The sequence below is a fragment of the Pseudomonas sp. VA159-2 genome, from assembly GCF_024126635.1.
In the GTDB taxonomy this organism is placed as follows: domain Bacteria; phylum Pseudomonadota; class Gammaproteobacteria; order Pseudomonadales; family Pseudomonadaceae; genus Aquipseudomonas; species Aquipseudomonas muyukensis.
Genome location: NZ_JAMYBV010000003.1, coordinates 298,281 through 311,657, shown reverse-complemented (window position 1 = coordinate 311,657; position 13,377 = coordinate 298,281). Strand labels below are relative to the sequence as shown.

The following is a 13,377-nucleotide window of genomic DNA, read 5'->3' as shown; positions in this document are numbered from 1 at the left end:
TCCTTCCGAGCCCGCGATGCACAAAGAAACCGAACTCAAACTCCGCGCCAGCCGCGAGACCCTTGCCGCCCTGCGCGAGCACCCCCTGCTGAAAAAGCGCAACAAGTCCGGCTGGCAGACCCGCGAACTGCTCAACCAGTACTTCGACACCCCGCAGCGCGACCTGTCCGCCGCCCGTGTCGCCCTGCGCCTGCGCCGCGACGGCGAGGTCATCATCCAGACCCTCAAGTGCCGTGGCCAGAGCGTGGCGGGCCTGTCCGAGCGCAACGAATACGAATGGCAGCTGGACAAGGTCAAGCTGGACCTGAAGAAGCTCGACGACAGCTGCTGGCCTGAACAGCTGGCCGAGCTCGACAAGAAGACCATCAAACCCCTGTTCACCACCGATTTCACCCGCGAGTACGCCGAGATCGCCTGGGGCCGCGGCAAGGCCAAGGTGGTGATCGAGGCCGCCATCGACCAAGGCTTCGTCGTTGCCGGCAAGCGCAAGGAAGCCATCTGCGAGCTGGAGCTAGAACTGCGCGAGGGCGCCCCGGAGGCGCTGCTGGAACTGGCCGCCGAACTGTCGGCGAGCCTGGCGCTGATGCCCTGCGACATCAGCAAGGCCGAGCGCGGCTACCGCCTGCTCGAGCCGGACAGCTACGAGCTGGGCCTGCCGGCCACCGAGCTGGATGCCGAAATGCCGCTGGACGATGCCTACGCCGCCCTCGCCTGGCAACTGCTGGGCAGCAGCCAGCGCCTGGCCGAGCAATACCGCCACAACGGCCACTGGCGCTTGCTGCAGGACTGGGTGAGCTGCCTGGCCGAACTGCGCGCGCTCACCGCAAGCCTCGGCCAGGCCGCGCCGCGTCCGACCACCCGCGCGCTGCGCGGCAGCCTCGACGCGCTGCTGGAAGACTGGCGCCCCCTGGTGCTGGCCGGCAACGATGACGAGGACATCCGCCGCGCCGCCCCCGAGCAGTTCGCCGAAGAGCTCGAAGACGTGCGCTGGGGCCAGTTCTCGCTGGAGACCGCACGCTGGCTCAATGCCCGGGCCTGGACCGTGGAACGCAAGGGCCGTGGCGAACGCCAGGGCAAGGCGCAGCTGGCCAGCTGGCTGCAGCATCAGCTCGGCGAGGAAGCCCGCGCGCTGAAGCTGCCCCTGTACGTGCAGCGTCCCGAGGACCTGGCCGAGCAGTTGCCGCGCATCGAAGGCATCCAGGCCTGGCTGCACCATGCCCGCCAGGTGCTCGAGCTGCCGCAGCTGGACCGCCTGTACGGTGAGCTGAACAAGCTGCACCAGCTGGCTGAACAGCCGCTGGGCGAAGAGGACAAGGGCGAGCTGCTGGAGGCCCGCCTCGAGCAAGCCCGCGCCATCGAGCAGAACCGCGCCTGGAAGCTGCTGCTCAAGGCCTGATAGCGCAGTAGGAGCCAGCCTTGCTGGCGAACCAGGCACCGCGGTGGATGGCACCGGCTACGCCGGTGTTCGCCGGCAAGGCCGGCTCCTACAGTGTTATCCCGCGCAACCCTGCCCCGTAGGCGCCAGCCTTGCTGGCGAACCAGGCGCCGCGGTGGATGGCACCGGCTACGCCGGTATTCGCCGGCAAGGCCGGCTGCTACGGTGTTATCCCGCGCAACCCTGTCTCGTAGGAGCCAGCTTGCTGGCGAACCAGACGCCGCGCTCAGCGCCCCAACGGCAGGCTGGTGGTGCTCTTGATTTCTGACAGCGCCACGATCGAGTTCACCTCCTGAATACCCGGCACGTTCGACAGCTTTTCGAAGAAAAACCGCTCATATGCCTCGATATCCGAGGTCACGATGCGCAGCAGAAAATCCACCGCGCCCATCAGCACATAGCACTCCAGCACCTCAGGAAAGCCGCGGATCGCCTCGGTGAACTCGGCGAAGTTCGAACGCCCGTGGGCATTGAGCTTCACCTCGGCGAAGATCTGCGTGTTCAGCCCGACCTTCTTGCGATCCAGCAAGGTCACCTGCCCACGAATCACCCCCTCCTCCCTCAGGCGTTGGATTCGCCGCCAGCAGGGTGACTGCGACAAGCCAACACGCTCGGCGATCTGCGCGCTGGATAACGAGGCGTCTTCCTGCAGCAGTTGCAGAATGCGCCGATCATAGGCGTCCAATTCGCCAAGCATGATTAATTCTCCAAAACACATTTTTGCGAATTAATTTATTCGCCAAGGTAAGAAATTGGCTAAATCATAGCGAAGAAATGCCGCGCCTGAACTGCAAGAATTTCTCCACTTTCGCGGAGAACCAGCATGAACGCACTCGAACGGCCCCTCACCTCGCCCCGCCTCGACGCCTGGGCCGCCAATACTGTCCACTGCACCGTGCATTACCGCCTGCAGGCCGATGCCGAACCGGACAGCCTGTGCCGTGTGCTCAACCTGTTCGCCCTGCAGTTCCTCACACCGCACAGCGTCAACGTCAGCCAGTGCGACGACCTGCTGGACGTGGCCATCGGCGTAGGCGGCCTGAGCTGGCACCGCGCCGAAGTGATCGCCCAGAAACTGCGCAACCTGGTCTGTGTCAGCGAAGTGTGCCTGGCCAACCTGCCGCAACTGGCGGAGGTTGCCAGCCACTGAAGGTGGCGCGCAACGTCCGGAAACCCTTTGCCCCGGCAACGGTTTCCCTGCCCGGCTAGCCTTGCCCGAGCCTTCGCAACCCGGCAAGGACGCCCCCATGCTCGCCAACGACAGCCATGACCTCGACCTCAACCGCCTGCTGGAAGCCTTGCTGGCACAGCAACGTATCACCCCCGCTACGGCCCTGGCGGCGCTGGAACGCGCCGAGGCCCAGCCTGGCGACCACCCCCTGGAGCTGATCGCCGACCTCGCCCCGCCAGACCCACGACACCCAACCCGGCCATTGGAACTGGACACCCTGTGCCGCTGGCTGGCCGAACAGGTTGGCCAGCCCTTTGTGCTGATCGATCCCTTGCAGGTCGACCTGGTAAAGGTCGCCGGGCTGATGCCTGCCGCCTTCGCCCAGCGCCACGGCATCCTCGCCGTGGCCGTGGACGAACACAGCATCACGGTGGCCAGCGCCCAGCCTTATCAACGCGAATGGGAAGCGGACCTGCGCCGTAGCCTGGGCAAGTCGGTACGCCGGGTCCTGGCCAGCCCGCGGCAGATTCGCCAGCTACGCCCAACCTTCCTCGGCCTGGCCCATTCGGTGCGCGGCGCGGGCCTTGCCCCGTCGCCGCGCCTGGGCGAACTGGAGCACCTGCTCGAACTGGGCAGCAAGCAGCCGCAGGCCAGCGCCGACGACGCCCATATCGTGCACATCGTCGACTGGATGCTGCAGTACGCCATCGAACAGCGCGCCAGCGATATCCACCTGGAACCCCGCCGCGAACAGGGCCATCTGCGCCTGCGTATCGACGGCCTGCTGCACGCGGTGTACGCGTTCCCAGCCGGCGTCACCCTGGCGATGGTCAGCCGCCTGAAGCACCTGGGCCGCATGAATGTCGCCGAGAAGCGCCGACCACAGGATGGCCGCCTGAAAACCCGCCTGCCCAGTGGAGCCGAGGTGGAGCTGCGCCTGTCGACCCTGCCCACGCCGTTCGGCGAGAAGCTGGTGCTGCGCCTGTCCGATCCCCAGCAACTGCACGTCTGCCTCGAAACCCTCGGCCTGGAGGGCCCGCTGCTGGCGCAATGGCTGGCCTTGCTGCAACAACGCCAGGGCATCCTGCTGGTGACTGGCCCGACCGGCTCGGGCAAGACCAGCACCCTCTATGCCAGCCTCCGGCACCTGGCCACCCCCCAGGTCAACCTGTGCAGCATCGAGGATCCGATCGAGCGCCTCGAGCCGCTGATCAACCAGCTGCAGGTGCAGCCCAGCCTGGAGCTGGATTTCGCCAGCGGTGCCCGCGCCCTGCTGCGCCAGGACCCGGACATCATCATGATCGGTGAAATCCGCGATCGGGAAACCGCCCAGGTGGCCGCACAGGCGGCGCTCACCGGGCACCTGGTGCTCTCGACCCTGCACACCCAGGACGCCTGCGGCGCGATTACCCGCTTGCTGGAGCTCGGCGTGGCCGACTACCTGGTCAAGGCCACCCTGCTCGGGGTCATGGCCCAGCGCCTGGTGCGCACCTTCTGCCCCCTTTGCCACAACCCTGGCCAGCACGGCGAGCAGCCTTGCCCTCAATGCCGGGGTAGCGGTTTCCATGGCCGCACAGGGCTGTTCGAGCTGCTTGAAGTCAGCGCCGCGCTACGTGAGCGGATCACCCCCGCCTGCGACCTTGGCGCCCTGCGGCAACAGGCCGAGCTAGACGGCCTGCATGATCTTCGGCGGCAGGGTCGGGAACGGGTCGCCCAGGGCAGGACCTGCCTGGAGGAGGTCTTGCGCGTCTGTGGATAAGTAAGAAATCCCCTTTGTGGGCGGGAACTTGCGGCCAACCCAAAGGATCAAAGCAGCATCTCAACCGCCCTCATCCACCGAGGTGATTCATCATGCGTTTCAAAACAGCCATCGCAGCCACCGTCCTGTTCTCGCTGCCCATTGGCTCCGCCATGGCCGACACGTTCTGGCGCAATATCATCTCTTCCGGCGCCACCACCGCCTCGACCTACCTGACCTTCAAGGACCACAAGCTGATGGTCGCCGCCCAGGACGATGCCGGCAGCTTCGTCGCCAGTGAAGGCGCGATCCGCGGGCCGTTCCTGGAAGCCGCGATCCGCCAGGTACGCACCGATAACCCGGGCGTCCAGGCCAGCGACATGGAACTGGCCAACGCCATCCTGGCCAAGAATGCCGTGGCTGAGTAATCGAGGCCTGGGAGCGGGTTTATCGGGGCGCCGAATCGCAGCGAATGCTTGGTTAATTCACCGACGCCTTCGCGGCGGTTCGGCGCCCCGATAAACCCGCTTCCACAACGATCAGCAGCTCAGCGATACGCCTCTGCGGGCACACCCGAACAGAACAGGTTCAGGTCCCCATACACCACCCCAATGCCTCTTCAAGCCGCCCCTTTTCCAAAGGGTAGCGCCATACAAATCGTCAAATGCCGTAGGACCTTTCTCTAACTCTCCTGAGCAGCAAAAAGACAGTTTCCAGGCTGCTAGCGTCCGGGCTTCCACTCACAAGGAAGCAGCAGCATGAGCCAGCGCATGAACATCCTCGGAAAAGGCCAAGGCCTGGACGGAGACCTCACCAGTACGGGTGCCACCTGTATCGCTGCCCAGGCACGCGGTGCTACCCATGGCCGCCGCTGGCTGCTCGAAGGCGACCGTACCACGCCATGTCCGCAGTGCGGCAAGGAAGGCACGATCACCGCTGGCGAGTCACGCTGGCGTCAGGACGGTATCCCTACCGCTGTAGATGGCACACCCGTGCAATGCGGGTGCCCAGCCGGTAGCAATTACGTCTTGGCTCCGATGAGCCAGCAAGTCGCGGCACTGACGAGTCCGGCACACCTGCCCACCTCCGATAGCTTGCGAAGCAACGCTCCACTCCAGCGCCAGGCCTCGGCTCGCGCCACATCGCCCATGGCTTCGGCCGCCCCCGGCGGACTTGAACCCGGGTTTCACATAGTGCAACGCAGCACCTCATTCCCTCAGTTACTCATGCAACTGTTCGAGGTGCGCGGTTCGCTGCCAGCCGCCCGCTTGCAACGGCTGAATCCCACCTTCGCTCAGGGCTTCAAGGCCGGTGAGATTTTCGTCATCGGCGACCCGGACATTACACATGCCTGTACGCGCGAAGAGGCTGAGTTGATGGCCGCAGCGCAAAGGGCACGGGATGCACTGACGGAAATGAACGCCCAGGAGGCGGATTTCATGATGCGTCACCAGAGCGAAATTGCAGGCCTGCTCGCAGATGCAAGCTTATCGATGGGCGTTGTCCAGACGATGATGGCCAGATCACTTGAGGAATTGCAGGGCACACTGCGCGGTATAGAGCACTTGCATCAGCAACAATTCACGAAGCACGGCCACCTGAAAAGCCCGGAGTTCTTCAGTGCGCGCAAGGAGCTCTTCCAGAAACTGGATACACAGTTAAAAATCACCTTTCTCAACAAGCATATGGACCTCGGTAGCCATGATTCTTTGCGCAGAGACCTTGGTATATCAAGCAGAAGCCTGGTCCATCATTGGAGCAGGGCCGGCGGACCGGGACAAATTCCGGGTTACTCGACGCACTTGGACAATTTGGTAAAAATGTCCAATTACCTGAAGTATGGAGGGAGCGTAGGGATTATCCTTGGTGGTTCTTCATCGCTTTTGAAAATTCAAGAGGCATGCCGAGCCGGCGAAACGACAGCCTGTAAAAAAATTCGTTTCGCTGAGTCTGGAAATTTTGCAGGGGGCCTTGCCGGCGGTACGGCTAGCAGTTTTTTCGCAAGACAAGTATTAGGGGCTGCGTGCCTTAGCTTTGGCCCGGTCAGTGCGACCGTTTGCGTCATAGCCGTAACTGGCGCAACAACTTTAGCAGGGAGTATGGTCGGCATGGCGGCGGGAGAACGCTCCGGCGAGGTCCTTTTTGAATCCCTGTATTCGGAGTGACTACAGCATGAGCCTACTTGTTGAATTGGCGTCATCCTCGAAATCCTGGAGACTTTTCATTGCCCTTACCCCGTGGGTGGTCATGCTAACGGGGCTTTTCATCATTGCTCGCCTGGCATGGACCAAAAACCTGAACATCATGCTCTCAGCCTTGAAAAGCAGTGAGTGGCTAAAGCTTCAAAGCATTATATGGTGTGCATTTGGACTTTGGGGAAAACTAATGATAACAGGGCAGATCGCAACCTTAATGCATTGGCCGATAAAGCAACTGCATATCCGCCGCGGAAAAATAAAAGAAGAAGAAATAGAAAACTTCCCAAAACCCCTGAAGTATCAGCTTATCATCGGCGCATTCCTTGTGGATATCGGCGCACTGCTATGCGCCATCACTTATCATGCCTATTCTTAAATACGACAAATCACCGAGCGACGGCCAGCAGCAAGCCGCTCAGGTGAGTAGATCGCACTCCCGGGGGGCTCGCTGCCGATTTGCAAGGCACAGTTCCTTTTAGCGATACGCCTCCACCGGCACGCACGCGCAGAACAGATTCCTGTCCCCAAACACGTTGTCGACCCGGTTCACCGCCGGCCAGTACTTGTGCTGGCGCGCGTGGGCGCTGGGGGCGATGCCCTGCTCGAGCGCATAGGGCCTGGCCCACGGCGTCAGCACGTCGGCCAGCGTGTGCGGCGCATGCTTGAGCGGGTTGTCCTCGGCCGGCCAGTTGCCCTCCTGCACCTCGGCGATTTCCGCGCGGATCGCCAGCATCGCCTCGACGAAACGGTCCAGTTCGGCCTTCGACTCGCTCTCGGTGGGCTCGACCATCAGCGTGCCCGGCACCGGGAACGACATGGTCGGGGCATGGAAACCGTAGTCCATCAGGCGCTTGGCCACGTCTTCCTCGCTGATGCCGGTGATCGCCTTGAGCGGGCGCAGGTCGAGGATGCATTCATGGGCCACCCGCTGGTTGCGCCCGCGATAGAGCACCGGGAACGCGTCGCGCAGCTGGCTGGCCAGGTAGTTGGCCGAGAGGATCGCCACCTCGCTGGCATCGGCCAGCTGCGGCCCCATCATGGCGATGTACATCCAGCTGATCGGCAGGATGCTCGCGCTGCCCCAGGGCGCGGCGCTGACCGCGCTGATGTTCGGGTCGAGCCCCGGCACCGGCACCACCGGGTGGCTGGCGACGAACGGCTTGAGGTGGGCGCGGATACCGATCGGCCCCATGCCCGGGCCACCGCCGCCATGGGGGATGCAGAAGGTCTTGTGCAGGTTCATGTGCGACACGTCGGCGCCGATATCCGCCGGCCGCGCCAGCCCCACCTGGGCATTGAGGTTGGCGCCATCCATGTACACCTGGCCGCCATGCTGGTGCACCACCTCGCAGATCTCGCGGATGCCCTCCTCGTACACCCCGTGGGTCGAGGGGTAGGTGACCATCAGGCACGATAGCCGCTCGCCAGCCTCGCGCGCCTTGGCCTTGAGGTCTTCGAGATCGACGTTGCCCTGCTCGTCGCACTCGACGATCACCACGTCCATGCCGGCCATCTGCGCGGAGGCCGGGTTGGTGCCGTGGGCCGACGACGGGATCAGGCAGATCGTGCGTCCGGGCTGGTGGCGGCTGCGGTGATAGCGGGTGATCGCCATCAACCCGGCGTACTCGCCCTGGGCGCCGGAGTTGGGCTGCATGCAGATGGCATCGAAGCCGGTGATGGCGCACAACCAGGTTTCCAGCTCGTCGATCATCGCCTTGTAGCCCTGTACCTGCGCCGCCGGGGCGAAGGGGTGGGGCTGGGCGAACTCGGGCCAGGTAATGGGGATCATCTCGCTGCTGGCATTGAGTTTCATGGTGCACGAGCCCAGTGGAATCATCGACTGGTTGAGCGCCAGGTCCTTGTTCTCCAGTTGCTTGAGGTAGCGCAGCATCTCGGTTTCGCTGTGGTGCAGGTTGAACACCGGGTGCTGCAGGATCGCCGAGCGTCGCACCAGCACGCCGGGGATGCCCTCGGGCAGCGCCTGTTGGTCGAGGCTGGCGATGTCCAGGCCGTGGTCGACACCCAGGAAGATATCGAACAGTTTGAGCACCGTGGCTTCGTCGCAGGTTTCATCCAGGCTCACCCCCAGGTGGCCACGACCGAGGATGCGCAGGTTGATGCGCGCGGCCTCGGCGCTTTGCAGGATCGCCGCCTGGGTGCCGCCGACGTCCAGGGTCAGGGTGTCGAAGAAGTGCTGGTTGAGGCGCTTGATGCCCTTGGCCTCGAGCCCGGCGGCCAGGACGAAGGTTAGCCGGTGCACCCGCTGGGCAATGCGCTGCAAGCCCTCAGGCCCGTGGTAGACGGCGTAGAAGCCGGCGATGTTGGCCAGCAGCACCTGCGCCGTGCAGATGTTGGAATTGGCCTTCTCGCGGCGAATATGCTGTTCGCGGGTTTGCAGGGCCATGCGCAGCGCGGTGTTGCCGCGGGCATCGCGGGACACGCCGATGATGCGCCCAGGCATGGCCCGCTTGTACTCGTCCCGGCAAGCGAAGTAAGCCGCATGCGGGCCACCGAAGCCCATGGGCACGCCGAAGCGCTGGCTGGAGCCAAGCACCACGTCGGCACCCAACTCGCCCGGTGGGGTCAGCAGCACCAGGCTGAGTATGTCGGCAGCCACGCACGCCAGGGCCTGCTGGGCGTGCAGTTGCTCGATCAACGGGCGCAGGTCGCGCACCTCGCCGTGGGTGTCCGGGTATTGCAGCAAGGCGCCGAATACCGAGTGTCTGGCAAGGTTATCCACAGTATCGACGATCAACTCGAAGCCGAACCCTTCGGCGCGGGTCTTGAGCACCGACAGCGTCTGCGGGTGGCAATGCGCGTCGGCGAAGAAGGCGTTGCTCTTGTTGCGCGCCACCCGCTTGGCCAGGGCCATGGCCTCGGCGGCGGCGGTGGCTTCGTCGAGCAGCGAGGCATTGGCCAGGGCCAGGCCGGTGAGGTCGATGACCATCTGCTGGAAGTTCAGCAACGCCTCCAGGCGGCCTTGGGCGATCTCGGGCTGGTAGGGGGTGTAGGCGGTGTACCAGCCGGGGTTCTCCAGCACATTGCGCAGGATGACCGTGGGCGTGACGGTGGCGTGGTAGCCCATGCCGATCAGGCTGGTCCACAGCTGGTTCTGCGCGGCGTAGCCGGCCAGCTTGGCCAGCGCGGCTTGTTCGTCCAGGGCCGGGGGCAGGTCGAGCGGGCGGTTGAAGCGGATGCCCGGGGGCACGGTCTGCTCGATCAGTTCGTTGCGGCTGGCGACGCCGAGGGCTTCGAGCATGGCTTGCTGCTCCTGGGCATCGGGCCCCAGGTGACGACGCAGGAAGGCATTGGGTTCATGCAGCTGACGCAGGGATGGCGACTGGGACATGGCGATCTTCTCTTCCTGGACCAGTTCTCATGGAGACTTACAAGTCTAGGAAGGTATCGCCGATAGTGCGGGGAAAAGTTGCGCAGGGCGCTGTTCGCCAGCAAGGCTGGCTCCTACTCGGGTATCGCCGGTAGGAGCCAGCCTTGCTGGCGAATCACGCTCACTCGCCGATGGCGGCTTGGTAACCGGCGGCATCCAGCAGCTTGTCCAGTTCGGACTTGTCGCTTGGCTTGAGCTTGAAGATCCAGGCATCGTAAGGCTCGGCGTTCAGAAGCTCCGGCGCATTGCTGAGCTCTTCGTTGACCGCGATCACCTCACCGCCGACCGGGGCATAGATATCCGAAGCAGCCTTCACCGACTCCACCACACCGGCAGCCTCGCCAGCCGCGAACACCTTGCCGACTTCGGCCAGCTCGACGAACACCACGTCACCCAGCGCTTCCTGGGCATGGTCGCTGATGCCAACGGTCACCGTGCCGTCGGCTTCCAGGCGGGCCCACTCGTGGCTTTCGGCAAAACGCAGGTTGGCGGGGATTTGGCTCATAGTCTTGTATTCCTCGTAATGGGTCAGCGGTCGGCCCGCCGTTAAGTATTCAGATCAGGATCTTGCCATGGCGCACGAAGGTCGGCTTGACCACCCGCACCGGGTACCACTTGCCGCGGATCTCCACCTCGGCGCGGTCGCCGGTGGCCATCGGCACCCGCGCCAGGGCAATGGATTTGCTCAGCGTAGGCGAGAAACTACCACTGGTGATCTCCCCTTCGCCAATCCCGGATACACGGACCACCTGGTGGGCGCGCAATACACCGCGCTCCTCGAGCACCAGGCCGACCAGTTTTTCCTTCACGCCCTGCTCGATTTCCGCCAGCAGCCCGGCACGCCCGATGAATTCGCGGGCCGCCGGTTCCCAGGCGACACTCCAACCCAGGTTGGAGGTCAGCGGGGTGTGGGCTTCGTCGATGTCCTGGCCGTACAGGTTCATGCCGGCTTCCAGGCGCAGGGTGTCACGGGCGCCCAGGCCGCTCGGGGCGATGCCGGCGCCGACCAGGTCGTTGAAGAAGGCCGGGGCTTGCTCGGCCGGCAGCATGATTTCCAGGCCATCCTCACCGGTATAGCCGGTGCGGCCGATGAACCAGTCACCTTCGGCGAGGCCTTCGAACGGGCGCAGTTCGCGGATCAGCGCGGCGCGCGGCGCACTGACCAGCGCGGCGACCTTGTCCCGGGCATGCGGCCCCTGGATGGCGAGGATCGCCAGCTCCGGGCGATGCGTGAAACTGACCTTGAAACCGTCGCTGCGCGCCTGCAGCCAGGCCAGCACCTTGTCGCGGGTGGCGGCGTTGGCCACCACGCGGTAGCCGTCTTCGGTGCGGTAGGCGATCAGGTCGTCGATGACCCCGCCCTGGTCGTTGAGCAGCGGGCTGTAGAGGGCCATGCCGGGGCTTTCCAGACGCGTAACGTCATTGGCCAGCAGGTGTTGCAGCCAGGGGGTGGCGGCACAGCCGTCGATGTCGACGACGGTCATGTGGGAGACATCGAAGACCCCGCAGTCGCTACGCACCTGGTGGTGCTCCTCGACTTGCGAGCCGTAGTGCAGGGGCATGTCCCATCCGCCGAAATCGACCGTCTTGGCGCCAAGCGCCAGGTGCAGGTCATACAGAGGCGTACGCTGTCCCATGGGTTTCTCCTTCCGGGCGTGGCGAGGCGGCAACGGTCGGCAATGTTCAAGCATCACCTGTTCTTGTAGGACCCGTCGCTGCGAATGCCGCGCATTGTAGCCGCAAGGGCGCCGTGTGGCACCCTCAGCGCGGTTGCCCCGGGCGTTGGGCCGAACGGCGAATCAGGCCGATCACCGGCAGCAGGCCGACCAGCACCAAGGTCAGCGCCGGCAGCGAAGCACGCGCCCATTCACCCTCGCTGGTCATCTCGAACACGCGCACGGCCAGGGTGTCCCAGCCGAACGGTCGCATCAGCAGGGTGGCCGGCATTTCCTTGAGCACGTCGACGAACACCAGCAACGCGGCGCTGAGGGCGCCGGGCACCAGCAACGGCAGATACACCTTGAAAAACAATCGTGGGCCGCCGACCCCGAGGCTGCGCGAAGCCTCCGGCAGCGACGGGCGGATGCGCTCCAGGCTGCTTTCCAGCGGGCCGTAGGCCACGGCGATGAAGCGCACCAGGTAGGCCAGCAGCAAGGCCGACAGGCTGCCCAGCAGCAGCGGCTTGCCGGCGCCTCCCAGCCACTGCGACAACGGGATCACCAGCTGGTTGTCCAGGTAGCTGAACGCCAGCATGATCGACACTGCCAGCACCGAGCCAGGCAGCGCATAGCCCAGGTTGGCCAGGCCGACCCCGGCGCGAATGCCCCGGCTCGGCGCCTGGCGCCGGGCGAAGGCCAACAGCAGCGCCACGCAGACCGTGATCAGCGCCGCCATGGCGCCCAGGTACAGGGTGTGCAGGACCAGCCCGACATAGCGCTCGTCCAGGTCATGCCGGCCGCGCTGCCAGAACCAGGCGAGCAGTTGCAGCATTGGAATCACGAAAGCGCAGGCGAACACCAACAGGCACCAGCCCGTGGCGGCCAGGGCCTTGAACCCATGCAGGCGATACAGCGCCTGCCCCCGTGGGCGCTCATTGCCGCTGCGGCTGGCGCCGCGGGCGCGGCGCTCGCCGTACAGCACCAGCATCACCGCCAGCAGCAGCAGGCTGGCCAGTTGCGCCGCGCTGGACAGGCTGAAGAAGCCATACCAGGTCTTGTAGATGGCTGTGGTGAAGGTGTCGAAGTTGAACACCGCCACCGCGCCGAAATCGGCCAGGGTTTCCATCAAGGCCAGGGCGATGCCGGCGCCGATGGCTGGCCGTGCCATGGGCAGAGCCACGCGCCAGAACGCCTGCAAGGGCGACAGCCCGAGCACCCGCGCCGCCTCCATCAGGCCCTTGCCCTGGGCCAGGAAGGCGCTGCGCGCCAACAGGTAGACATAGGGGTAGAACACCAGCACCAGCACCGTGATTACCCCGCCGGTGGAGCGTACCCGCGGCAGGCGCATCGGCCCGAACACTTCGCGCAAGGCGCTCTGCACGGGGCCGGCGAAATCCAGCAGGCCGACGAAGACGAATGCCAGTACGTAAGCCGGGATGGCGAACGGCAGCATCAACGCCCAGTCGAGCCAACGCCGGCCCGGGAACTCACACAGGCTGGTGAGCCAGGCCAGGCTCACCCCCAGCACGCTCACGCCGATGCCCACTCCCAGCACCAGCGTGAGGGTATTGCCCAGCAGGCGGCTCATCTGGGTGTCGAGCAGGTGCGACCAGATCTGCGTATCGACCGACTGCCAGGACAGCAGCAGGACGCTCAGCGGCAGCAGGACCAGGGCGGCGGTCAGCGAGACCGGGAGGTACCAGCGGCGTTGGGGAGTGTGGGGCAAGGCGCGGTGCTCGGTTACGGTGAAAGAGCATCGCGGGACAAGCCTGCTCCCACACAGGCCTTG

At 64.7% G+C, this 13,377-nt stretch carries 11 protein-coding genes; 6 read left to right on the top strand and 5 right to left on the bottom strand.

The window, feature by feature from the left end; translation table 11 throughout:
- Positions 1–16 precede the first annotated feature (16 nt).
- Positions 17–1,396, top strand: a complete 1,380-nt coding sequence (locus NJG22_RS05085; RefSeq protein WP_253093071.1) for a CYTH domain-containing protein — start codon at positions 17–19, stop codon at positions 1,394–1,396.
- A 265-nt stretch (positions 1,397–1,661) separates the two neighbouring features.
- Here NJG22_RS05085 and NJG22_RS05080 read toward each other — a convergent pair whose 3' ends face one another.
- Positions 1,662–2,132, bottom strand: coding sequence for an Lrp/AsnC family transcriptional regulator (locus NJG22_RS05080; RefSeq protein ID WP_217851190.1), 471 nt, complete (start codon positions 2,130–2,132; stop codon positions 1,662–1,664).
- Positions 2,133–2,258: 126 nt separating this feature from the next.
- On the opposite strand from NJG22_RS05080, the gene NJG22_RS05075 reads away from it, so the two are divergent.
- From NJG22_RS05075 to NJG22_RS05055, 5 genes are all read left to right on the top strand, one after another.
- The gene (locus NJG22_RS05075; RefSeq protein ID WP_253093070.1) at positions 2,259–2,585 is read left to right on the top strand and encodes a hypothetical protein; all 327 of its coding nucleotides are present in this window, start codon (positions 2,259–2,261) and stop codon (positions 2,583–2,585) included.
- A gap of 97 nt (positions 2,586–2,682) precedes the next feature.
- On the top strand, positions 2,683–4,365 hold the full coding sequence (locus NJG22_RS05070) for a GspE/PulE family protein (protein WP_253093069.1): 1,683 nt from the start codon (positions 2,683–2,685) through the stop codon (positions 4,363–4,365).
- Between the two features lie 92 nt (positions 4,366–4,457).
- Complete coding sequence (locus NJG22_RS05065; protein ID WP_253093068.1) at positions 4,458–4,772, top strand: DUF2388 domain-containing protein; 315 nt, start codon at positions 4,458–4,460, stop codon at positions 4,770–4,772.
- Positions 4,773–5,102: 330 nt separating this feature from the next.
- On the top strand, positions 5,103–6,509 hold the full coding sequence (locus NJG22_RS05060) for a PAAR domain-containing protein (RefSeq protein WP_253093067.1): 1,407 nt from the start codon (positions 5,103–5,105) through the stop codon (positions 6,507–6,509).
- Positions 6,510–6,516: 7 nt separating this feature from the next.
- A complete protein-coding gene (locus NJG22_RS05055) occupies positions 6,517–6,918 on the top strand; it encodes a hypothetical protein (protein WP_253093066.1) in 402 nt (133 codons plus the stop codon).
- Positions 6,919–7,017: 99 nt separating this feature from the next.
- Here the strand turns inward: NJG22_RS05055 and gcvP are convergent, their stop codons facing one another.
- The 4 genes from gcvP to NJG22_RS05035 form a co-directional block, all read right to left on the bottom strand.
- The gene (gcvP, locus tag NJG22_RS05050) at positions 7,018–9,891 is read right to left on the bottom strand and encodes an aminomethyl-transferring glycine dehydrogenase (RefSeq protein ID WP_253093065.1); all 2,874 of its coding nucleotides are present in this window, start codon (positions 9,889–9,891) and stop codon (positions 7,018–7,020) included.
- A gap of 160 nt (positions 9,892–10,051) precedes the next feature.
- Complete coding sequence (gene gcvH / locus NJG22_RS05045) at positions 10,052–10,435, bottom strand: glycine cleavage system protein GcvH (RefSeq protein WP_253093064.1); 384 nt, start codon at positions 10,433–10,435, stop codon at positions 10,052–10,054.
- A 49-nt stretch (positions 10,436–10,484) separates the two neighbouring features.
- Entirely contained in the window at positions 10,485–11,567 is a 1,083-nt protein-coding gene (gene gcvT / locus NJG22_RS05040) for a glycine cleavage system aminomethyltransferase GcvT (protein WP_253093063.1), read from the bottom strand.
- A 124-nt stretch (positions 11,568–11,691) separates the two neighbouring features.
- Entirely contained in the window at positions 11,692–13,314 is a 1,623-nt protein-coding gene (locus NJG22_RS05035) for an iron ABC transporter permease (protein WP_253093062.1), read from the bottom strand.
- Positions 13,315–13,377: the final 63 nt, after the last annotated feature.

Coding starts and splice junctions, on each gene's coding strand:
- gcvT (WP_253093063.1), bottom strand. CDS start 11,567: ATGGGACAGCGTACGCCTCTGTATGACCTGCACCTGGCGCTTGGCGCC.
- NJG22_RS05085 (WP_253093071.1), top strand. CDS start 17: ATGCACAAAGAAACCGAACTCAAACTCCGCGCCAGCCGCGAGACCCTT.
- NJG22_RS05080 (WP_217851190.1), bottom strand. CDS start 2,132: ATGCTTGGCGAATTGGACGCCTATGATCGGCGCATTCTGCAACTGCTG.
- gcvP (WP_253093065.1), bottom strand. CDS start 9,891: ATGTCCCAGTCGCCATCCCTGCGTCAGCTGCATGAACCCAATGCCTTC.
- gcvH (WP_253093064.1), bottom strand. CDS start 10,435: ATGAGCCAAATCCCCGCCAACCTGCGTTTTGCCGAAAGCCACGAGTGG.
- NJG22_RS05055 (WP_253093066.1), top strand. CDS start 6,517: ATGAGCCTACTTGTTGAATTGGCGTCATCCTCGAAATCCTGGAGACTT.
- NJG22_RS05065 (WP_253093068.1), top strand. CDS start 4,458: ATGCGTTTCAAAACAGCCATCGCAGCCACCGTCCTGTTCTCGCTGCCC.
- NJG22_RS05060 (WP_253093067.1), top strand. CDS start 5,103: ATGAGCCAGCGCATGAACATCCTCGGAAAAGGCCAAGGCCTGGACGGA.
- NJG22_RS05070 (WP_253093069.1), top strand. CDS start 2,683: ATGCTCGCCAACGACAGCCATGACCTCGACCTCAACCGCCTGCTGGAA.
- NJG22_RS05075 (WP_253093070.1), top strand. CDS start 2,259: ATGAACGCACTCGAACGGCCCCTCACCTCGCCCCGCCTCGACGCCTGG.